Raw genomic sequence first — 23,632 nt, forward strand, 5'->3', positions numbered from 1 at the left:
TCAGGGAAGCGCATAGATCGCAATTATTTCATTTAGCATATACCCCTCCGATTTTTATTCCTGAAGGGGATTGTATTGCTTAAATGACACCTTGCGATCGCCTAATCTATAACTAGCAACTTGGGTTACTAACTGTCCTTAAACCTGACTTTTCCTGTTAAATTTCTCTCGCAAGCTGCCAACCCTCATAGAGGTCATGCAATTTTAACCAATTTGTCTCTAGGTCTTTCTCTGGACTGTTCATAGCTATCCACAACTAATTCAAATTCCCCTAATAGCTCTTGTCCGAATGGCACGAAGAAAAGCTATAAGCTTTATGAGGTAAGGATTTTAACTTTTAATTAATGAACAGTGAGTGGGTAGGTAGAGCGATCGCTCCTGGATCAGACAGAGCTTCATGGATGGGGCGATGATGCGCGGGCTGTCCAAAAAATTCTTAGGTAGGAAAAGCTTACTCGTTCATGAAATACTTTCTTTAAGACGAGCAAGCAAACATCATAAATACTACTGTGACCCTGCGAGTACAAATCCTCAAGGATAAATTTAATTCATTACACCGACTTAGTTGCTATTAAAAAACTTGAGTGTGATGCCGTATTTCGTAAGCATCAAACTTGAAAAACATCCATGCAAAAAGGCAAAGTTATTGGAGACTACGATAAATTAGTTATACCAATTCTTTATGAAGCTGCGCTAAATAAGGCTTCAAGGATAAAGTCGTAAGAAGTCAGAGAGGCAATCATCTCAGGTGTAATTGCTTTAAGGACATCAGTTAACTTCTGCTGTAGTTGTGTGAGGGTTTTACAATTTTCAAGCTTGAAGTTTAGATTTGAGAAATTCCCAAAACCGCTCAATTGGGTTGAGTTCAGGAGAGTGAGGAGGTTGAAAAATAGGGATAATGTTATCTGGACAATCGAGAGCTTTCGCTTTGTGAAAAGACCCTTGGTCAAACTGGATAACTGCGATGTCATCACCTCTTGTGAGCAGACAGCAACTCTAAAAAATGTCCCAAAGGATTGAGCCAAGATTAATTAGATGCTCTACCTCCTTCCATAACTGTGCGAGAGATTTACTATTACATTCTTATTCCTGGTTTTTGTACAGAAAGAGTTAGTTTAATCACTACTTTATTAGATAAAGTAATTTATTCAACTCTGGCTTTGGGCTGCATTTTGCATTTTGAGGTATTACTACGCTTTTAAATTTGCATGATGCACGCGATCTCCATTCAGTAATTTTGAGCGATAACGATAACGCCACATCACAAAACCAGTGATAAACAAAATTGTGGGAGCAAGACCAACAAAAATATATAAAATTCGCGTTGGTAGTCCGCCAAAAGTACCAAAGTGCAGGGGGTTAAAAGCATCTATCACTTCCTCACCAATAGAAAGCGATCGTGAATTACGAACGCGCAATACCTTCCCTGTATATTGGTCTAAATAAACTCCGCTGCGCCAAACTTGTTTTTCTTCATAAAATCGTTTACCCACCAAAAATACCCCCTCTGGACTGGTTGGGAAAGCGATATAAGTAATAACAGCTTCTGGTAAAGCAGCATCAGCACGTTCCAAAATTTCTACTAAACCTAATGACGATTTACTAGGTATGGGTGTGGATTGCGGATCTATCGGTTTAGGGGAAAAAGTCACACCATAAATTACAGGTTCAAGATAAGAATAAAAATTCCAACAAAACCCGGTAAAAGCAGTGATTGTCAGAAATACTGCTGTAATGATCCCTGCTACTTTATGGATATCAAAATTTGTCCGTTTGATATGACCGTTCCATTTAATTTTAAAACCTGTAAATAGTTTTCGCCAACCAGGCCACAGCATAATTCCTGTAACGCTGAGGATGAACATTAACAGAGCCGCAACACCGACAATTGCAACCCCAGTATCCCCGGCTAATAACGAATAGTGAAGATTGTCGATTATAGCTATGATGGTATATTCACTCAAGCGATCGCCGATAATTTTGCCTGTGTATGGATTGACAATTACCTCTAAAGTCGGTTTTTTTGGGGATTGCAATTCGGCGTGTATAGGTTCATTAGCTTTTTGGGGTAATTCCAAGAAACTCACACTCAGGCTGGGATCAGGATAAACTGCTTTAACATTATCAATAACAGATAATATTGAAACTTGCTGCTGTTGAGGTGTAATTTTTCCAAACTGAACTTCCAACAGAAAATGGCTAATTTCTTCCTTAAAAACCAGCAGGCTACCTGTCAACCCAACAACTATAATAATTAGTCCGGCGGCTAATCCCAAATAACGATGTAACTGGAAAGCCAGATGACGAAGTTTCATATTATGACTGCGGTGACGCAAAGAAATAATAAATAACCAATGACAACTGACAAGCTATTAAAACTCAATAGTAAATGAGCCAATAACAGTCAGCGGTGCGCCTGGAATTACCGTTGTTCGACCAAGTTCGCTGGTTTCAAAATAGCGAACATCAAATAAATTTTGGAAGTTAATTGCGGCTCGCCAATTGTTTTCTCGGTAGTAAATCGCTGCATCGGTACGAATATAACTTGGTAATTCAAAGCTATTTTCTAAATCACCCTGTCGAGCATCTACATAAAACAATCCCATTCCTAAACCGAAGCCTTTGAAACCACCGTTTTGAAACTCATAGGTTGTCCATAAGCTGGCTTTATTGTGAGGTACGTTAGGGATTTTGTTACCAGTTAGTGCAGCATCAAAACCCTCTGTAATTTCAGCGTTGGTATAGCTGTAAGAAGCAATTATGTTCCACCCAGGTGAAATTTTTCCTGAAACATCAAATTCAATACCCCGACTACGTTGTTCGCCAACAGCAATGCTAAATGCTTGATTGATTGGATCTGTAGTCGCAATATTAGATTTTGTAATTTCGTAAAATGCCAGATTAGCAGCCAGTTGAGGATTGAATTCAAATCGAATACCTGCTTCGTATTGCGTTCCGCGTGTTGGTTCCAATAATGAACGATCAACACGCACACCACTGTTAGGAGCAAAAGATCGGCTGTAGCTAGCATAGAGTGAAATCGGTTCAATGGGTTGATATACGATACCTACACGCGGGCTAAATGCTTCATCTGATTGGCTACTTTCAATGTTTTCTAGCTTGTCATCACGCTCTTGTGTAACAGTATCAAATCGACCACCAACTAAAAGTTTAAGATTATCTGTCAGTGCAATTTGATCTTGCAAGAAAAAACCTAAGCTATCAGTTGTAGTTTTGTCATCTCGGAGCAAGATGAAGGTTGAAATATCTGGCAGAAGTACATTGTAGATGGGATTAAAAATATTAATACTTGGTGTTTGGCGATCTACTATTGAGGTATTAAAAGCATCAGATGGCGTTCTAAAGAAACCTTCTGATGTATTTCTTTGTAAATCAAAGCCAAATAACAGCTGATGGTTGACTGAACCTGTTTGAAATTTACTCATGAGGTCAGTTTGCATCGAATATATCTTGTACTCATTGGTACTATCAAAATAATCACGGAATAAAGTGCCAGTCTCTTCATCTAGTTGTGTGAAGCTGGTGTTGAATACTTTTTCATTGTTTTGTAAAAATTGAAAGGCATTACGGAATTTGAGATTGTCGTTAAACTCATGTTCTAAACGATAACCAATCCCAAACTGCTCACTACGCCGAAAGTCTCCAGGTTCGCCTAAAAAGCGGCTATTCGGAATATCCGCAATTCCGGTTCCGATCGCAACTATCCCCCGATCAACAGTGCGTTGGTCGTAGAGATAGCTAGTGTTAATAGATAAATTAGTGCGATCGCCTAACTTAATATCAAAGACAGGTGCAGCAAAAACTCGCTCACTGTTGACAAACTCGCGGAAGCTACCTGCATTTTGATAAGCCAGATTCAGCCGATAAAGAAAGGCTTTATCTGGAGTTAACGGCCCAGATAAGTCTAAGCTACCACGATAAAAACTCTGGCTCCCAATCGATAAATCTGCACTATAGAAAGGATTAGCTAAAGGTCGCTTAGTGATTACATTGACCACGCCTCCTGGCTCAACATTGCCATACAGAACTGAAGCAGGCCCCTTTAAAACCTCTACTTGCTCAATACTTGCTGTATCTCGCAATGAGAAATTACCTTCTGTGTTGGTTTGTCTAAAGCCATTTTGCAGGATACTGGCATCGTCAAACCCCCGAATATTGAAACTATCTATAGTACCGCCAAAATTATTACTGCTAAAAACACCGCTCACATTTCGTAGTGCATCAACCAGGCGTATAGTTTTTTGATCCTCTAATACTTGCCGTGGAACCACCTGGATTGATTGAGGAATATCGCGGATAGGTGTGTCTGTTCTCGTACCAGTTGAAGATTCTGTGACTCTATATCCGTCTTCTTCGCCTGTGACCACCAATTCAATTGGTTCATCAGTTTGTGCTGATGGTGTTTTCGGAGGCTGTTGGGAAGATGGCTGTGTTGGTTGGGTTAGTATTTGTGTTTGTGGCTGTTGCGGTTGGATAGAAGCAATCTCTGATGCTACCCCAAAAATCAAACCTTCATCACTATCAAACAGTTCAATTTTGGGTGCTATTTCTTCGCCTATCAACGTCACCCGGATATTATTCGCATCTTGATTAGTGACAATTACCTCTGCAATACCTGCGGCTGGCTTTTCTTGGCGAAATGTCTGGCCACTAGAGAGGCGTAACTGTGCATTAGAAATGTTTGCAATATAAGTTTTGCCGTCAATTTGCGGTGTTATTTGTAACTTTTCGCCCAAAGTAGTCTCTAATATCAAATCTATCCCTGTTGCTGTAGCATTAATCTTGACTCCCGTAATCTCGATAACTTGATTTACAGGCGGCGAAGTGGGGGTAGAAGACTGAGCTAACCTCAAGGAACGCTTAATTTCACTCAATTTTGAGATTTTTTTAGTTGATTTGAGATTTTCAATTGTCTGATTTGCCTCTAAGACTTCTGCACTCAAAACAGCAGTGGTGTTCCACACAACAACACAACTTATCAGTAATAAGCTTGGCAGTATTCGCTCTAGTTTCATGCCCAATCGCAACTCGCAGGTTGTAATCAATAATCTTGTCCATATTATTGCAAGTAATTTTTAATATGTAAAGCCCTATACCAAATATTTTTTTTGCAAATCTTTCTCAAATGATTAGGATACAGCAAACTCTAACCTCGTGGCGAAATTTTTTCTTTACTGAAAAATTTCTCTTAATCCTTTGCTATTTTCCATATAGGGCAATGAATAGAGGTAATAGCAAAAATATTCTAATTTTAATTGCATCTATCCTAAGATATAAATATTTTTTGCAACTAACAATCAATAAAACTAATAAATAATATAAGTATTTATTATATATAAGGGGTTGTAAGATCGAAAGACTTGCATTAGTGTAATTAAAGTAATCAAAAATTAGTAGCAATAGCTGAGATAGAAATCGGTGGCATTTGGCTATTGATAAATAATCAGATGACTGCGATCGCATTTGCTTGCAATTCAGTCCAGGATTGGCATCTAGCTCTTGAGAATAAAATGCTTCAACCTTTTAATGACTTGAAAGATATTGGCTGTGGCTGTTCGACGTTGGTTGAGATTCTGCAATCCAGATCTGAATCTCAGCCGCACACAGAGGCTTTTAGCTTTTTGCAAGATGGAGAAGATACAGTAATCACACTCACATATCAAGAGCTAGATCGACGCTCGCGGGCGATCGCATCTCAACTACAATCAATGGGGATGGCTGGCGAACGTGCGTTACTGCTGTATCCACCAGGGCTGGACTTTTTAGCTGGTTTTTTGGGTTGTTTATACGCTGGGGTGGTAGCAGTTCCCGCTTACCCACCACACAACCAACGCAACACCCCCAGAATTCAAGCCATTATCGCAGATGCACAGGTGGCGATTGGTCTGACGACAAGCAACCTCTTGCCAAAAATGCAATGCCTACTGGGAAATTTGCAGTGGTTAGTTACAGACAACTTAAGTTGGGAACTAGAAACGACTTCGCAAGTATCAATTATTAAGCAAGATGCTTTAGCCTTTATCCAATACACCTCCGGTTCCACAGGTACACCGAAGGGAGTCATGGTAAGTCATGGAAACTTAATGCACAATTGCGAATACATCAAGCAAGCCTTTGAACTGACATCAGAAAGTGTGTCAGTCACTTGGCTACCTAGCTTCCATGACATGGGACTTATCGACGGCATTCTCCAGCCCTTGTACACAGGTTTTCTTGGTGTATTGATGCCGCCGGGAACCTTTATTCAGCGACCAATTCGCTGGATTGAGGCAATTTCTCGCTATAAAGCAACCCATTGTGGAGGGCCTAACTTTGCCTATGAGCTATGTGTTAACAAGATTACTTCAGAACAAAGACAAACCCTTGACTTAAGTAGTTGGCATACCGCTTACAGTGGAGCAGAACCAATTCGACGAGAAACTTTAGAGCAGTTTGCAACCTTTTTTGAGCCATGCGGTTTTCAGCCCAGCTTTTTCTATCCCTGTTACGGTATGGCTGAAGCTACCTTGATGGTTTCAGGTGGTGGTGTCAAAGACGAGCCAGTTTACCGTGCAATCGAAACAGATGCTTTAGAACAGAACCAGATTGTTAAAGTCTCGGAAAATAGCCAAAATATTAGGCATTTGGTAGGGTGTGGACACTCATGGCTAGATTCCAAAATTGTCATTGTTGATCCAGAATCGCTGACATTGTGCCCTCCTAACCGAGTTGGAGAAATTTGGGTATCAGGAGCGAGTGTCGCTCAGGGTTATTGGCAAAAGCCAGAAGAAACAGCACAAACCTTCCACGCCTACCTTAAAGACACAGGTGAGGGGCCATTTTTACGAACTGGAGATTTAGGCTTTTTAGATAATGGTGAACTTTTGATTACAGGTAGGGCTAAAGATTTAATTATTATTCGTGGCCGTAACCTTTACCCACAAGATATTGAGTTAACAGCAGAACGAAGTCATCCTTGTTTGTGTTTGGGTAGTTGTGCTGCCTTTGCGATTGAAACAGACAATGAAGAACGCTTGGTAGTAGTGCAAGAATTGGAATTTCGTGCCAAACCCAACCATGAGGAAGTAATTAGCGCTATTCGTCAGGCGGTTGCAGAAGAACATGAGATACAAGTCTATGCAGTAGTTTTGATTAAACCCGGCACTATTTCTAAAACCTCTAGTGGCAAAATTCAACGCCGTGCAACTAAGGCAGCATTTATAGCAAATAACCTAGCGATAGTTGCCAGCAATATCGCAAGAAGTACTGAGGTTGCAATTAAAGAAAATAGATTGCAACACCAAGTTTTGTTGAGTTTAAGTAAAAATGAGAGCCAGTCAATACTAGAAGTATATATTCAAGAACAAGTAGCACGGGTATTAGCGATCACATTACCTGAAGTTACACCAGAACAAGCCTTCAGCAGTTTGGGGCTAGATTCCTTGAAAGCCTTTGAACTACAAAACCGAATTGAAACAGATTTAGAGATTACTTTATCTATAGCCGACTTCTTTACAGGCTTGAGTGTGCGATCGCTCTCTTGTAAAATACTTGCTCAACTCAACACATCTCCAATTCCCTCAGAATCAATTCTTCCAGCCCACAAAGATAGCGAATTTCATCCCCTATCTTTCGCTCAACAAAGACTCTGGTTTATTCATCAGCTAGCACCTGATACACCTGCATACAGTATTCCTTTAATTATCCGCTTTCAAGGACGCGTTAATATTGCAGTTCTAGAACAAAGCCTAAACGAAATTATCAAACGCCATGAAATACTACGTACAAATTTTCTTCTTATAGAAGGGCAACCTGTGCAAGTTATTCAGCCAGAACTCAACATCAAATTACCCGTTGAAAATTTACAAATATTCCCAGAAAACAGGCGCGATCAAGAAGCCCAGCGTTTTAATAAAGAGTTAGCAACACAAAGCTTCGACTTATCTTCTCAAGCTCTTTTGCGTGCTAAACTTCTGCGTTTAGAAGAAACAGAATATCACTTAGTCTTAATTCTAGACCACATTATTGTTGATGGTTGGTCTATTGGTATCCTCATTGGTGAACTGGCTGAAATTTATGAAGCATTTGTAAATGACAAACTCTCACCACTGGCAAAATTACCAATACAGTATCTAGATTTTACTTATTGGCAGAGACAATGTTTGCAAGGCAAAAGATTAAACACTCTGATTACCTACTGGAAGCGACAGTTAGGCGGGAACTTACCAGTATTAGATTTACCTACAGATATTCCAAGAAAGGCTTTTCCAAGCTTCAACGGCGCTCAAGCGAAATTCGTTATCTCACCTAGCTTGAGTGCTGAATTGAAAAACCTTTGCCAGCAAGAAGGTGTTACCCTATTTATGGTCTTGCTGGCAGCATTCAAAACCCTTCTATATCGCTACACTGGGCAAACAGATATCCTAGTAGGTTCTCCAATTGCGAGCCGCAATCGAGCCGAAATAGAATCATTAATTGGCTTTTTTGTAAATGTTTTAGTTTTGCGTACTTCGCTTGATGGGATACCTAATTTTAGAGAGTTACTGCAACGGGTAAAAGCAACAGCCTTAGAAGCTTACACTCACCAAGATTTACCCTTTGAAAAATTAGTAGAAGCACTACAACCAGAACGCCATCTGAGCTACAATCCTTTATTTCAGGTAATGTTCGTTCTGCAAAATGTGCCACTACCAAAGCCCAATTTATTAGATATGGATATAACTATTATAGAGGGTTTTAACGACACGGCTAAGTTTGATTTAACTCTGTTTATAGAGGACAGAGAACAGGGATTGATTGCAACTTTAGAGTACAACACGGCTTTATTCAATGCAGATACAATGAATCGGATGCTGGGACATTTACAAACATTACTAGAGGGTATTGTTGCCAATCCCGATCAGAGTATTGCAGAATTCCCATTGTTAACTGCATTCGAGAGAAAACAAATCCTAGTTGATTGGAATCAGACACAAATAGACTATCCACAACATCTATGTATTCATCAATTATTTGAACAGCAGGTAGAGCTTACACCAAATGTTGTTGCACTAGTATTTGAAAATCAAAGACTAACCTATCGTGAGTTAAACAATCAAGCTAATCAACTAGCACATTACTTACAAAAATTAGGAGTCAAGCCAGAAGCTTTTGTTGGAATATGTATGGAACGTTCACCAGAAATGGTGATTGGTTTGTTAGCAATTCTCAAAGCTGGTGGTGCTTATATACCACTCGATCCTAAATATCCGCAAGAACGTTTAGCGTTCATGCTAGAAGACAGCCAAGCTCATATATTGCTGACTCAAACACATTTGACTCAATGTTTTACAGGTAATATTAATAGTATTTGTTTGGATAGAGATTGGCAGTTAATAGAACAACAAAATACAGAGAATCTGCTTATTGAAGTAACATCAAAGAACTTAGCTTACATTATTTATACTTCTGGTTCTACAGGTAAACCCAAAGGCGTTACGATTGAACATTGTAGTTGCATTGCTTTGTTAAACTGGGCAAGACAAGTATTTACCGATGATGAACTTGCAGGAGTATTAGCATCAACTTCTATTTGCTTTGATTTATCGGTATTTGAAATATTTGTGCCTTTAAGTTGGGGTGGAAAGGTAATTTTGGTAGAGAACGCTTTGCATCTACCTAACTTACCTGCTGCTACAGAAGTAAGCTTAGTAAATACAGTTCCGAGTATCATAAGTGAATTATTGCGAATTAATGGTTTACCTGCTTCAGTACGCACGGTAAACCTGGCTGGTGAACCACTTCAGCATCAGCTGGTGCAACAGATTTACCAAAATGATGCAATTCAAAGAGTTTTCAACCTTTATGGGCCTTCCGAAGATACAACTTATTCCACATTTAGTTTAGTCAAGAAACAAGATAAAATTGTTACTATCGGTCGCCCTATTAACAACACCCAAATTTATCTACTTGATGCCAATTTACAACCAGTGCCAATTGGAGTAAAAGGGGAAATTTATCTTGGTGGTGCTGGTTTAGCTAGAGGCTATTTCAACAGATTAGAAGTCACTAATGAATGCTTCATTGCTAATCCTTTTAATAATGGAATTAATACAGGTTTATATAAGACTGGGGATTTAGCTCGGTATTTACCAGATGGTAATTTAGAATATTTGGGACGCATTGATTATCAAGTTAAAATTCGAGGTTTTCGGATTGAGGTAGGCGAAATTGAAAAGGTATTAATCGAACATTCAGCAGTACGGGAAGTTATAGTTTTAACATTAGAAAAGCAACTCGTAGCTTTTGTTGTTCCTAAAGATGGAAAGACACCCAGTAGTAATGAACTGCGAAATTATTTAAAAGGAACTTTACCTGATTACATGCTTCCGGGTTTATTTGTGCTACTAGATGCGATGCCATTGTTGCCAAATGGTAAAGTTAATCGTAGCGCTTTGTCAGTTCCTACAGATTTGCGTCCAACAATAGAAGTTAGTTACAAAGCTCCGAGTTCAGAAATCGAAAGAGTGATCGCAATTATTTGGCAAGAAGTCTTAAAATTAGAAAAAGTAGGTATAAATGATAATTTTTTTGACCTGGGTGGTCATTCTTTGCTGATGGTTCAGGTAAAGCAAAAGCTAGATGCAGCATTGAATAAAGAATTATCTATTATTGAGTTATTTCAAAATCCAACTATTCAATCTTTAGTAAAATATTTAAGTCAAGATTCAGAGAAAGATTCGCGTTGGCAAGCAATACGCGAACGTACTCAAAAACAAAAAAATGCTGTCAAAAGGAAACAAGAGTTTTTAAGTAATTCTATAAAAAATAATAGAAAATAGAGAATTATGGCTAGTACAGAAACACAAGAATCAATAGAAAAAATTGCCATTATTGGTATGGCTGGGCAGTTTCCAGGGGCAAAAAATATAGAACATTTTTGGCAGAATTTAAAAGATGGTGTCGAGTCAATTTCTAGGTTTTCAGAGGAAGAGTTAATCTCTGCTGGAGTGGAGCCGACTTTACTAAATGAATCCAATTATGTCAAAGCTGGTGGTGTGTTAGACGATATTGATTTGTTTGATGCTGCGTTTTTTGAACTTAATCATAAAGAAGCTGAAATTACAGACCCCCAACACCGTTTATTTTTAGAATCTGCTTGGGAAGCTTTGGAAAATGCTGGTTATGACAGCCAAAGATGTAACAATCGCATTGGAGTTTATGCTGGAGCGAGTCTTAGTAATTATTGTTCTTTTGATTTCAATAGCGATCACGTAGGTTCAGCGACATCCTATCAAACATTGATTGGTAATGATAAAGATTTCCTGAGTACTCGTGTATCTTACAAATTAAATCTGAAAGGACCGAGTATTACAGTTCAAACTGCTTGTTCTAGTTCATTAGTAGCAGTTTCTTTAGCTTGCCAAAGTTTGCTGAACTATCAATGTGACATGGCCTTGGCGGGAGGGGTTTCGATTCATACACCCCAAAAAACAGGTTATATATCTCAAGAAGGCGGTACTTTATCTCCTGACGGTCACTGTTACGCCTTTGATGCGAGAGCCAAAGGCACAGTTATTGGTAATGGGGTAGGAGTTGTTGTACTTAAACGGCTTCAGGATGCGATCGCCGATGGTGATTTCATTTATGCCACTATCTTAGGTTCAGCAATTAATAACGATGGTTCTGGTAAAGTTGGCTACACAGCACCTAGTGTGGACGGTCAAGCTGAAGCGATCGCCGAAGCAATGATGCTGGCTGATGTGGAGCCAGAAACAATTAGTTATATTGAAACTCACGGTACGGGTACAGCTTTAGGCGATCCGATTGAAATCGCTGCACTGTCACAAGTTTTTCGTAGCACTACTGATAAAACAGGTTTCTGTGCCATTGGTTCAGTCAAAACTAACATTGGTCACTTAGATGCAGCAGCGGGAGTGACTGGACTAATTAAAACCGCTTTAGCTCTCAAACATCAGTTAATTCCACCCAGCTTAAATTTTGAACAACCCAATCCTCAAATTGATTTTGCCAGTAGTCCGTTTTATGTCAATACTAAGTTGAGTGAATGGCAAACAGGCGCAAATCCTCGCCGTGCTGGTGTCAGTTCCTTGGGTATGGGAGGAACTAATGCTCATGTAATTCTTGAAGAAAGAGAGCAGGAGAGCAGAGACGCAGGGGCGCAGGGGAGAAATTATCAGTTGTTAGTTCTTTCAGCTAAAACTGATTCAGCTTTAGAAACTGCAACTAAAAATCTCGCTCAATACCTCACACAGCATCCTGATTTGAAGTTGGCAGATGTAGCTTATACACTGCAAGTAGGGCGTAAAGAATTCAACTATCGTCGCATCCTTGTATGTGAAGATATCGAAGATGCCATCAAAACCTTGAGTCAGCAAGATACTCAAAGAGTTCTGACACATTTCCAAGAACCATGTCAGGAATCTATCGCTTTTATGTTTCCTGGACAAGGCGCTCAATATGCAAACATGGGTAAAGAACTATATGAGACCGAAACAGTATTTCGTGAACAAGTTGATCGCTGTTGTGAAATATTAAAACTCCACTTAGATTTAGATTTAAGAACGCTCATTTATCCCCAAAATTGTGAAGTCGCAATCGAGCAACTCAAACAGACTCATATTGCTCAACCAGCATTGTTTATCATTGAATATGCGTTAGCTCAGTTATGGATGTCTTGGGGTGTGCGTCCACAAGCTGCGATCGGTCATAGCATTGGGGAATATGTAGCAGCTTGTTTAGCTGGCGTATTCTCTTTAGAAGATGCTTTGGTATTAGTCGCTGCTAGAGGACGGTTGATGCAGCAAATGCCTGCTGGTTCTATGCTAGCTGTTTCCTTACCCCAGGAACAGGTACAAGCTTTACTCAATGAAGAATTATCTATAGCTGCTAGTAATGCACCATCTGCTTGTGTGGTTGCGGGAAGCCATGATGCTATTAATACCTTGAAACAAAAGCTGTTAGAAAAAGGCATAAATTGTCGCCGTCTCCATGTTTCCCATGCTTTTCATTCGTCAATGATGGAATCTATATTAGAACCATTTCGGCAAGAAGTGACTAAAGTTAAACTGCATCCGCCAAAGATGCCTTTTATTAGCAACATTACAGGCACTTGGATCACAAATCAAGAAGCAACAGATCCTAATTATTGGGTAAAACATTTACGTCAAATAGTTTACTTTTCTCCAGGTATTTCTGAATTAGTCCAAGAAGCAAATCGCATTTTTTTAGAGGTTGGTCCAGGGCAAACATTGTGTACTTTGTCCAAGCAACATTCATCTGATAAGCTAATAATTTCCTCTTTGGCTCATCCTCAAGAAAAGCAATCAGATGTTGTCTTTTTGCTGAATAACTTAGGTCGCCTTTGGCTATCAGGAGTCTCAATAAACTGGTCTGGATTTTATGCTAACGAACGCCGTCAGCGTATTCCTTTACCAACTTATTCCTTTGAACGCCAGCGCTATTGGCACAGTCAACAAAGTTCTGTTGAACAGTCTCGCAGAGGGCTAAAATTACCAGATTTTTGGCAATCTTTAATAGAGGCTGGTCAAGTCCAGTCTGTTCGCGGAATTTTCTCGTTTGACCAAAAAACTTATGCAGCGAACAAAAATCGCTTAGAAGATTTATGTAGTGCCTATATGAATCTTGCTTTGCAAGATTTAGGCATTTTCAGCAACACATCTGAGAAATATTCTTTAGACGAATTGTTAGTAAAAGGCAGAATCTTACCTTATTATCGACAATTATTGTGTCGTTGGCTAACAGTTTTAGTAGAACGGGGCTATCTACAGCAGGATGCAGGTCGTTTTAGCAATCTTCTGCCTATATTTAAAACAGAAGTTAATAATTTAGTAGCACAAATCAAAACCAAATGGACAGATACACAGCAAGCAATTGAACTCATTCAAAATTATGGTGACAATCTCGCAGCTTTACTAATCGGTGAAAAAGAACCGTTAGAGTTGCATTTTGCTACCTTAGTTAAGGACGGAAAAATTGCTAGAGAAAACTCACCTGCGGATATATATTACAACAGCATTACCAAGGCAACTGTAGAACAGTTAGTGCGATCGCTACCAGTAGAGACTAACTTAAGATTTCTCGAAATTGGCGGTGGAACTGGTATTGCTACTGCGGAATTGTTACCTTTATTGCCATCTCACAGAACTAAATATACTTTCACCGATGTAGGTGGTTTTTTCCTTGACGAAGCAAAGAAGAAGTTTAACGCCTATCCATTTATCGAATATCGATTTTTAGATATTGAGAAATCTTTGACGGAACAAGGATATACGCCCCATAGCTTTGATATCGTCATAGCTGTTAACGTTTTTCACGTTACTCAAAATTTAGGTAAAACTATTGATAGTGTACTTTCACTATTAGCACCTGGCGGCTTTCTTCTAATTCAAGAAATTACCCAACCCCAGTTAGAATTTGATATTACTGATGGTCTGTTGATGCCTCCATTAGAGGATGAAAAACGTAGCCAAGGAAATCCTTTTTTATCCAAACAAAAGTGGCAAGAAATATTACGCGCTCATGGGTTTGTTAGAATAGCAAATTTTTCCGAAACGGAAGCTTTTGGACAACATATTTTTTTGGCTCAGGCTTCTCTATCAGCAACCGAATCAAAAGATGGCAAATTAGATATAGCTGACTGGTTTTACATTCCATTGTGGCAACGTTCTTTACCACCTCATGCTCAACTGATAAATGATGAAAAACAAGAAAACTGGTTGATATTTGTAGATAATTGTGGTTTAGGCGATCGCATCGTACAGCGATTAAAACTGCAAGGACAAAATATCATTACTGTTCGTTTAGGAGAGGAATTTGCTTCTACAGAAAATCAAGGTGATCGCTCATATATAATTAACCCTAGACACAGGAGTAACTATACTAGGCTAATCGAAGAACTGCGGACTCGGAATTTCCGACCTACAAAAATTGTGCATTTATGGAGTGTTACCCCTGTAAATGAGACAGAATTAACAAGTGCAGATGTGCAAGCTGCTCAAGAGCGAGGATTTTACAGTTTACTCTTTCTTACGAAAGGCTTGGGAGCAGAAAATAACTCAAATCAACTACAAATTAAAGTCATTTCTAATAATATGCAGGCGGTAAGCCCGGATGAAATTCTTTGTCCTCAAAAGGCTACTATAGTTGGATTAGTAAAGGTAATCGGTCAAGAATATCAAAATATTCACTGTTGTAGTATTGATATCAATCTGCCGACATCAGGTAGCTGGCAAGAAGAGAAACTCACAGAAAAACTGCTAATTGAACTTACAGCCCCATCAAGCGATCACATAGTTGCTTATAGAGGTGGATATCGTTGGGTACGAACTTTTAAAAAAGAGCATTTACCAGCAATTACCAAAAAACCAAAACTCAAAACAAAAGGAGTTTATTTAATTGTCGGTGGGTTGGGAAGCCTGGGATTAGTATTAGCAGAATATCTAGCAAAGAACTTTCAAGCCAAACTAATTCTAACAGGACATTCTAATTTTCCGCAGCCCGATCAATGGCCTCAATGGCTAATGAAAGATGACGCTACGAGTAGTAAAATTCGGAAACTGCTGGAGTTGGAAAGCCTTGGTGCTGAGGTGATAGTAGTACAGGCGGATACCGCTAACCTAGAGCAAATGCAACAAGTGATCGCGAAAGCAGAGACAAAGTTTGGTGCAATTAATGGTGTAATTCACTCCGTGGCAACTAGCTTAACCCAGAGAATGAGACAGATTGAGCAAATTACCGAAGAAGAATGCGATCGCGAATTTCAAGGAAAAGTCTACGGTTTGTTAGTATTACAACAAGTTTTGCAGCGTAAAAAGCTTGAATTTTGTTTCTTAGTATCTTCTTTAGCATCAATTTTCGGTGGAGTTGGACATAGTGCTTACTCAGCATCAAACCTATTCATGGATGCTTTTGTTGCCCAACATAATCAGATAAATTCTATTCCTTGGGTGAGTCTTAACTGGGATGGAAGAGTGCCATTTTTAGAAGCTAAAAATGAATCTATATCTTTCCTGAATCCTGAGTTGACAATGACACCAGAAGATGATGTGGAAGTCTTTAATAGAGTTTTACCTTGGGATGAACTTGGACAGGTTGTTGTTTCTACCAGAAACTTAGAAATAAGAATTAAGGAATGGGCTAATTTTGCCTCGATAGAACAAAAAAATAATTCATCTTCAAGGCATTTTAGATCGAATTTAAACAATACTTATTCTGCTCCTCGCAATCTAATAGAACAAGAAATTGTTAATCTTTGGCAAGAATTACTCGGCGTTCAAAAAGTTGGTATTCACGATAATTTCTTTAAGTTGGGTGGAGATTCTTTAACTGGAGTCACTTTGATTAATAAGTTCCAACAAAAATTGAGCAAAACTATTCCAATTGCAGCATTATTTGAAGCGCCAACTGTGGCAGAATTAGCTGAATACTGTCAAAAACAGTCACCAATCCCTGTTTTACTTAATGATGAAAATCACTTAGAAACAAGTGATCGTGAACAAGGGGTGCTATGAAAACTATCGAACAGTTTTTATCTAAGCTTGAAAGTCTAGACGTAAAACTTTGGCGAGAAGGAGAGAAGTTACACTATAACGCGCCCAAAGGTATAATTACATCTACTCTACTAACTCAAATACGGGAACATAAAGCAGAGATTTTGCAAATATTACGTCAGGATGATGTAATTCATCCTGTACAAAGAAATCAACCGCTACCCTTATCTTTTGCTCAACAAAGATTGTGGCTTGCAGAACAATTACAATCTGATAGTTTCACATATAACGAACCAGTTGCTTTGCACTTACTTGGTTATCTCAATCTAGAAGTACTCGAACAAAGCATCAACGAAATTGTACGCCGTCATGAAATTTTGCGTACTACCTTTACTGCAATAGATGGTCAACCTGCACAAGTAATTGCTCCAACTTTAAATGTTAAAGTATCAGTAGTAGATTTCAGCAATTTATTAGAAATTGAGCGAGAAGCTAAGACAAAAATATTTGCTCGTCAAGAAGCACAGTTACCTTTTAATCTGGCACAATTACCACTAATTAGAGTCACAGTTCTCCAGCTTGGCAACCAAGAAAATATATTATTGCTCACCGTACACCATATTGTTTGGGATGGCTGGTCTATAGGAGTGTTGATTCGGGAATTAAACACCCTATATAGCGCATTTTATAATGGTCAACCTTCTCCATTACCAAAACTAACAATTCAGTATGCAGACTTTGCTGTTTGGCAGAGAAAGTACTTACAAGGAAAAGTTTTAGCAGAAAAACTATCTTATTGGCAAGAAAGACTTGGTCATAATCTACCCGTACTGCAATTATCTACAGTGCGTCCGCGCACAGAAGTTAAAACTAATCGTGGTGTTAGTCAATCTTTTGTGATTCCCTCTAACTTAGCACAAGCAATTCAAGCATTAAGTCATCAAGAAGGTGTTAGTCTTTTTATGACTTTATTAGCAGCTTTTCAGGTATTATTGTTGCAATATACCAAACAAGAAGATATTGTTATTGGTACAGATATTGCTAATCGTAACCAGACAGAAACAGAATCATTAATTGGATTTTTCATGAATCTGTTAGTGTTACGTACAGATTTAAGTGGCAACCCTAGTTTTCAAGAATTACTGGCAAGAGTACGCCAAGTCACTTTAGCAGCTTATGCTCATCTAGATTTGCCTTTTGAAGAATTAGTTAAAGCTTTCCAACCTGAACGTAATTTAAGTAATACATCGCCATTATTTCAGGTTTTATTTGTTCTCCAAAACACTCCTATGCCCTCTTTAGATTTACCAGGATTAACATTAAAAGAATGGTTTTGGAGAAACGATACAGCCAGGTTTGAATTAGCCATATTTTTGACCAAAACTCCTCAAGGAATTACTAGCACTTGGCGGTATAATAGTGAACTATTTACAGAAAGTGCAATCGCTCGCATGGCAAGCCATTTTGAGACTTTACTAAATAGTATCGTTCAGCAACCTAATAGCAGAATTAATAGTTTAGAAATATTGACTGAATCTGAAAAGAAACAACAAGATATGCAAAACAACAAACGCAAAGCTTTTAATCGAGAAAAATTTATTAAAATTGCTCCTACAAGTATCAATTTATCATCTAAAAATTTCGTTAAAACCACCTATTTGCAAGAGGGAAATACCTTTCCTTTAGTAATTCAACCTTCATCTGATGATGTTGATTTAGTAGATTGGGCTAAAAGTAGTTGTGAATTTATAGAAAATGAATTATTAAAGCATGGTACTATTTTATTTAGAGGATTTAAAACTAATACAGTCACAGAATTTGAAAATTTTGCTGGCGTAGTTTGTTCAAATTTATTTGGTGACTATGGCGATTTACCCCGCATTGGTGAAGGTAACAAAGTATATGGTTCTACTCCCTACCCAGCCGACAAAGCCATACTTTTTCATAACGAAAGTTCTCATTTACATTGTTTTCCTCTGAAAATCTGGTTTTTCTGCGTTCAACCTGCAAAACAAGGTGGAGAGACACCAATTATAGACTGTCGCAAAGCCTATCAAATTCTCCCAGCGCAATTACGAGAAAAATTAGCCGCAAAACAATTCATGTACGTTCGTAACTATATGAATAATTTAGATGTTAGCTGGCAAGATTTTTTCCGTACTTCCGATAAAAGTGTGGTAGAAGATTACTGTCGCCAAGCAGGAATTAACTTTGAATGGTACGGAGACGATAGTTTAATCACTCGCCAAGTTCGTCCAGCATTAGCAGTACATCCTAGAACTGGCGAATCGGTATTTTTTAATCAAATTCAATTACATCACATTGCTTATTTGGATGTAAAAACTAGAGATTCTTTATTATCTTTATTTGATGAGAAACAATTACCACGTAATGTTTATTATGGTGATGGTACTCCTATTGAAGATAATGTAATTGCGGAAATTAATCAAGTTTATCATCACTCTCAGACCAGCTTTTTGTGGTGCAAAGGAGATATCCTCATGCTAGATAATATGTTATGCGCTCATGGACGTTCTCCCTATATCGGACAACGCAAAATTGTAGTAGCAATGGGAGAAATGATCCATAGTAATAATATTGCCAAGCCAACGACGGAGGAAATATATGCTAACTGAAACTATTAATGGTTTTCGACTTTCTCCTCAGCAAAAAAGATTGTGGCTGTTACAACAAGAAAGCAGTGCTTATGTTGCTCAAACAGCTATTCTGCTAGAAGGTGATTTGAACAAAGAAGCTTTAAAAGCTGCTTTACAAAAAATTATATTGCGCCATGAAATATTACGAAGCAGTTTTTGTAAAGTAGTTGGCTTGAAACTGCCAATCATGGTAGTAAAAGATAGCTGTATTTTTGCATGGCAAGAACTAGATTTAAGTAATTGTGAAACGGAAGCAGTTGCAATTGAATTGGCTTGTCGGGATGAAATCAAAAAGCCTTTTAATTTAGAGGAAGCACCACTTTTACGAGCATCTTTACTTAAACTGTCAGTAAACAAACATATTTTGGTGATTTCTTTACCAGCATTATGTGCTGATAGTGAAACGTTGAAAAATCTGTTTATAGAAATTAGCGACTTTTATGCTAATGGCTCAGACACAGAAATTGTACAGTATACTCACTTTTCAGAATGGCAAAATCAATTATTAATAGAACCAGAAGCAAAAAACTTTAAAGATTATTGGCTTCGGCAAGATTTTTCGGCTATATCTAAACTACACTTTCCTTTTCAAGATAAATGCAACAATCCAGGAGAATTTCAGCCGGAGTATTTTGAGTTTCTAATTAATGACCAAATTACTGATAAGATAAAAACAGACTTTTCTTTAGATGAATTTTTGTTTTCATGCTGGAATATTTTACTGTGGGGGCTGTTAAAAAAATCAGAAATTATCATCGGTAAGAATTGTCATGGTAGAGAATACGAAGAATTACAAAATGCTTTTGGTTTAATTTCTAAATATCTCCCAATTGCTAACCGCCTTACACCAGACTTAAGCTTTAAAGAAGTTATAAAGCAGGTGAGACAAGCTAAACAAAATGCTGAGGAGTGGCAAGAATATTTTGTTAATGAAGAAATAGAAAGCTTGTCTGACGGATTACCAATATTATTTGAATTTATCGATTTACCTGAAAAATTTTACCTCAATAATGTAATTTTTTCAGTTTATAGGCAGTACAATTGTGCTGATAAATTCAATATCAAGCTTTCTGCTTTTGCTAATAATAAATGTATAAACCTGAGAATTTATTACAATAAAAAACAGGTTACATCTAATGCGATCACTCTTTTGTCTGAACAATTCTATACTTTAGTAGCCAGTGTGATCGCCAATCCAAATTTGGTAATAAGTCATCTGAAAATTCTTCCTGATAATCAGTTACAGCAACTACTAATTGATTTCAATCAAACACAAGCTGATTATCCACAAAATAAGTGCATTCATCAACTATTTGCAGCACAAGCAGCTAAGACACCAGATAATATTGCTGTGATCTTTGAAAATGAACAACTTAGTTACCGTGAACTTAACAATCACGCTAATCAATTAGCTAATTATCTGCAACACTTGGGTGTAAAATCTGATGTATTAGTGGGAATTTGTTTAGAAAAATCCCATTTATCAATTGTTTCTATGTTGGCAATTCTCAAAGCAGGTGGTGCATACTTGCCTTTAGATCCAAATATTCCAGAGGAACGCTTGGGTTTAATGTTGCAAGATGCCCAAGTACAAGTTTTGTTGACTCAAGAAAAATTACTTTCTAGATTGTCTGCATATACAGCGCAAGTTGTATGTTTAGATAATTGGGAAGCCGACCAAAACAGCTTTGAAAATCCTCTTAGCAGTGTCACCCATGAAAATTTAGCTTATGTTATCTATACCTCTGGTTCTACAGGAACACCAAAAGGTGTTGCAATTGAACATCGCCAACTATGCAATTATGTCCACGGCATTTTAGAAAAACTAGATTTACCTGATACTGCGAGTTTTGCAACTGTCTCTACCTTTGCAGCAGATTTAGGTAACACAGTTATTTTTTCAGCTTTGTATACAGGTGGATGTCTGCACATTATCTCTCAAGAACGCGCTACTAACCCCGTGGCGTTAGCTGAATATTGTCGCCGCCATCCTATCGACTGTCTCAAGATAGTTCCTTCTCATTTAAATGCACTGTTAACTACTGCTAACCCTGAAGAAATTTTGCCATCTCAATTACTGATTCTTGGTGGTGAAGCCGCAAGCTGGGATTTGGTAACACAAATTCAGCAGCTAAAACCGAGTTGTCAGATTTTAAATCACTATGGCCCAACAGAAGCTACTATTGGGGTGCTGACATATAAAGTCGAACAAGAAGCCACTCAATCAAAAACAGTACCTCTCGGTTGTCCCATTGCTAACACCCAAATTTACCTACTTGATGAATATCTGCAACCTGTTCCCATATATGTACCTGGGGAACTGTACATTGGTGGCGCAAACTTAGGACGGGGATACCTCAACCGTCCTGAGTTGACTAAAGAAAGGTTTATTTCCAATCCTTTTAATCAAGTACAAGAAAGTCGCTTGTATAAAACTGGTGATTTAGCTCGCTATCTGCCAGATGGTAACATCGAATTTTTAGGACGTTGCGATCGCCAAGTAAAAATTCATGGTTTCCGCATCGAACTAGAAGAAGTCGAAGCTATCTTGCGCCAACACCCAGCCGTTAGGCAAGCTGTGGCCACTGTGCGCGAGGAACGCTTAGTTGCTTATGTGGTTTCCCAGCCAACTTCTACTAGCGACTTGCGGCAATTTATGCAAGAAAGGTTACCTGAATACATAGTTCCCACTGCCTTTGTCATCCTCAATACCATTCCCCTGACTGCAAACGGCAAAGTAGACTATCAAGCATTACCCGCGCCAAAACTTGCGGCAGAACTAGAAAAAACATATATCGCACCATGCACACCACAAGAAGAACAGTTAGCAAAAATTTGGGCAGAAGTTCTTGGTTTAAAGCAAGTAGGCATTGACGATAACTTTTTTGAGATAGGCGGCGATTCTATTCTCAGCATTCAGGTAATATCCAAAGCGAATCAGGCAGGTTTGCAACTGACTCCCAAGCAATTGTTTGAACATCAGACAATCGCAGAGTTAGCAGCAGTAGCCCAAACAACTGAGTCTATCAAGACAGAAACAGGCTTAGTTATTGGAGAAGTACCCCTCACACCGATACAACACTGGTTTTTTGCCCAAAATTTACCTAATCCTCACCACTGGAATCAGTCAGTATTGCTAGAGGTACGGCAACATGTAGACTTTCAGATATTGGAACAAGTAATTAAGCAATTACTACAACATCACGATGCGCTAAGGTTGCGTTTTCAACAAACAAAAAATAGTTGGCAACAAGTTAATGCTGCACCTGACGAGATAGTATCAGTTACCAAACTAGATTTATCAGATAAATCAGACGCAGAACAAGAAAAAGCCATTACATCTATTGCATCTGAATTACAAACTAGCCTTAACCTCTCTAATGGCCCTTTAATGCGGGTTGCTTATTTTGACCTTGGACAAGATAAACCACCTAGACTGTTAATTATCATTCACCACTTAGTAGTTGATGCTGTCTCTTGGCGAATTTTATTAGAAGACTTGCAGACAGCTTACCAGCAACTTAGCCAAGGTCAGGAAATTCAGCTACCTGCAAAAACCACAGCCTTCAAGCAATGGGCAGAAAAGTTAAATGAATATGCTCACACTCCAGAGTTACAATCGGAACTCAAATACTGGCAAAATCAAACCCAGCAACCAGTTATTAACTTGCCAATAGATTATCAAGATGCAAATACAGTAGCATCTGCAAGAACTGTATCAATTTCTCTCAGCAGCACAGAAACTCAAGCTTTGTTACAAGAAGTACCAAAGGCTTATCAAACCCAAATCAATGATGTCTTGCTAACAGCCTTAGTTCAGCCTTGCGCCCAGTGGACAGGAGATAATTCACTGTTACTTACCCTCGAAGCACATGGACGAGAAGACATTTTGCCTCATGTTAACTTATCGCGCACAGTCGGCTGGTTTACTGCCCAGTTTCCAGTTTTGTTGAACTTAAGCGATGCTTTGTCCCCCGGAGATGCTTTAAAAACTATTAAAGAGCAGTTACGTAATATTCCTCAAAATGGCATCAACTATGGTTTTTTAAAATACTTAATTCAAAATAGCAGCCTCCAAGCTACACTGCAACCGCAGTTAAAATTCAACTATTTGGGGCAATTCGACCAAGTATTATCAGATACTTCTATTTTTAAACTGGCAGCCCAAACAACTGGCCCAAACCGTAGCTTGCAAGGAAGCCGCAGCCATTTAATTGAAATTGATGGGATGGTGACTAGTGGACAGTTGCAATTGACTTGGACATACAGCCAAAACATTCATCACTCCACCACTATTGAACGTTTGGCTGAAAGTTTTATACAAGAACTGCGCCGCTTAATTGCCCATTGCCAATCACAAGAAGCAGGGGGATATACACCTTCAGATTTCCCAGAAGCAGAACTCAGCCAACCCGAACTTGACAAGCTGCTTGCCAAAATTAGCCAAATGAGTAGGTAGAAATT

At 38.5% G+C, this 23,632-nt stretch carries 7 protein-coding genes; 4 read left to right on the plus strand and 3 right to left on the minus strand.

Annotated elements, in window-relative coordinates; genetic code table 11:
* Positions 1 to 810 precede the first annotated feature (810 nt).
* The 3 genes from Q0541_RS34610 to Q0541_RS25560 all read right to left on the minus strand — a co-directional run bounded on the left by Q0541_RS34610 (position 811) and on the right by Q0541_RS25560 (position 5,036).
* Entirely contained in the window at positions 811 to 987 is a 177-nt protein-coding gene (locus tag Q0541_RS34610) for a transposase (protein ID WP_366941931.1), read from the minus strand.
* Between the two features lie 203 nt (positions 988 to 1,190).
* Positions 1,191 to 2,315, minus strand: coding sequence for a PepSY domain-containing protein (locus Q0541_RS25555; RefSeq protein ID WP_298917436.1), 1,125 nt, complete (start codon positions 2,313 to 2,315; stop codon positions 1,191 to 1,193).
* A 57-nt stretch (positions 2,316 to 2,372) separates the two neighbouring features.
* Entirely contained in the window at positions 2,373 to 5,036 is a 2,664-nt protein-coding gene (locus Q0541_RS25560; RefSeq protein WP_298917439.1) for a TonB-dependent receptor, read from the minus strand.
* A gap of 495 nt (positions 5,037 to 5,531) precedes the next feature.
* Here Q0541_RS25560 and Q0541_RS25565 point away from each other — a divergent pair, with 495 nt between their 5' ends.
* From Q0541_RS25565 to Q0541_RS25580, 4 genes are read left to right on the plus strand one after another with little or no spacing between them, the layout of a single operon-like run.
* Positions 5,532 to 10,820 (plus strand): non-ribosomal peptide synthetase, encoded by a 5,289-nt coding sequence (locus Q0541_RS25565; protein WP_298917494.1) that lies wholly within the window; start codon positions 5,532 to 5,534, stop codon positions 10,818 to 10,820.
* Positions 10,821 to 10,826: 6 nt separating this feature from the next.
* A complete protein-coding gene (locus Q0541_RS25570) occupies positions 10,827 to 16,532 on the plus strand; it encodes a type I polyketide synthase (RefSeq protein ID WP_298917442.1) in 5,706 nt (1,901 codons plus the stop codon).
* Positions 16,529 to 19,147 carry a condensation domain-containing protein gene (locus Q0541_RS25575; RefSeq protein ID WP_298917445.1) on the plus strand — a complete coding sequence of 873 codons (2,619 nt, stop codon included), beginning with the start codon at positions 16,529 to 16,531 and terminating at the stop codon, positions 19,145 to 19,147. Before Q0541_RS25570 ends, Q0541_RS25575 begins: the two co-directional genes overlap by 4 nt.
* Complete coding sequence (locus Q0541_RS25580) at positions 19,137 to 23,627, plus strand: amino acid adenylation domain-containing protein (protein WP_298917448.1); 4,491 nt, start codon at positions 19,137 to 19,139, stop codon at positions 23,625 to 23,627. The genes Q0541_RS25575 and Q0541_RS25580 overlap by 11 nt, the downstream gene beginning before the upstream one ends.
* Positions 23,628 to 23,632: the final 5 nt, after the last annotated feature.

It is taken from the genome of uncultured Nostoc sp. (genome assembly GCF_937863485.1).
Lineage (GTDB): Bacteria > Cyanobacteriota > Cyanobacteriia > Cyanobacteriales > Nostocaceae > Nostoc.

Excerpts from the sequence above, each read along its gene's own strand:
- Q0541_RS25565 (WP_298917494.1), top strand. The coding sequence starts at position 5,532 with ATGCTTCAACCTTTTAATGACTTGAAAGATATTGGCTGTGGCTGTTCG.
- Q0541_RS25570 (WP_298917442.1), top strand. The coding sequence starts at position 10,827 with ATGGCTAGTACAGAAACACAAGAATCAATAGAAAAAATTGCCATTATT.
- Q0541_RS25580 (WP_298917448.1), top strand. The coding sequence starts at position 19,137 with ATGCTAACTGAAACTATTAATGGTTTTCGACTTTCTCCTCAGCAAAAA.
- Q0541_RS25560 (WP_298917439.1), bottom strand. The coding sequence starts at position 5,036 with ATGAAACTAGAGCGAATACTGCCAAGCTTATTACTGATAAGTTGTGTT.
- Q0541_RS25555 (WP_298917436.1), bottom strand. The coding sequence starts at position 2,315 with ATGAAACTTCGTCATCTGGCTTTCCAGTTACATCGTTATTTGGGATTA.
- Q0541_RS25575 (WP_298917445.1), top strand. The coding sequence starts at position 16,529 with ATGAAAACTATCGAACAGTTTTTATCTAAGCTTGAAAGTCTAGACGTA.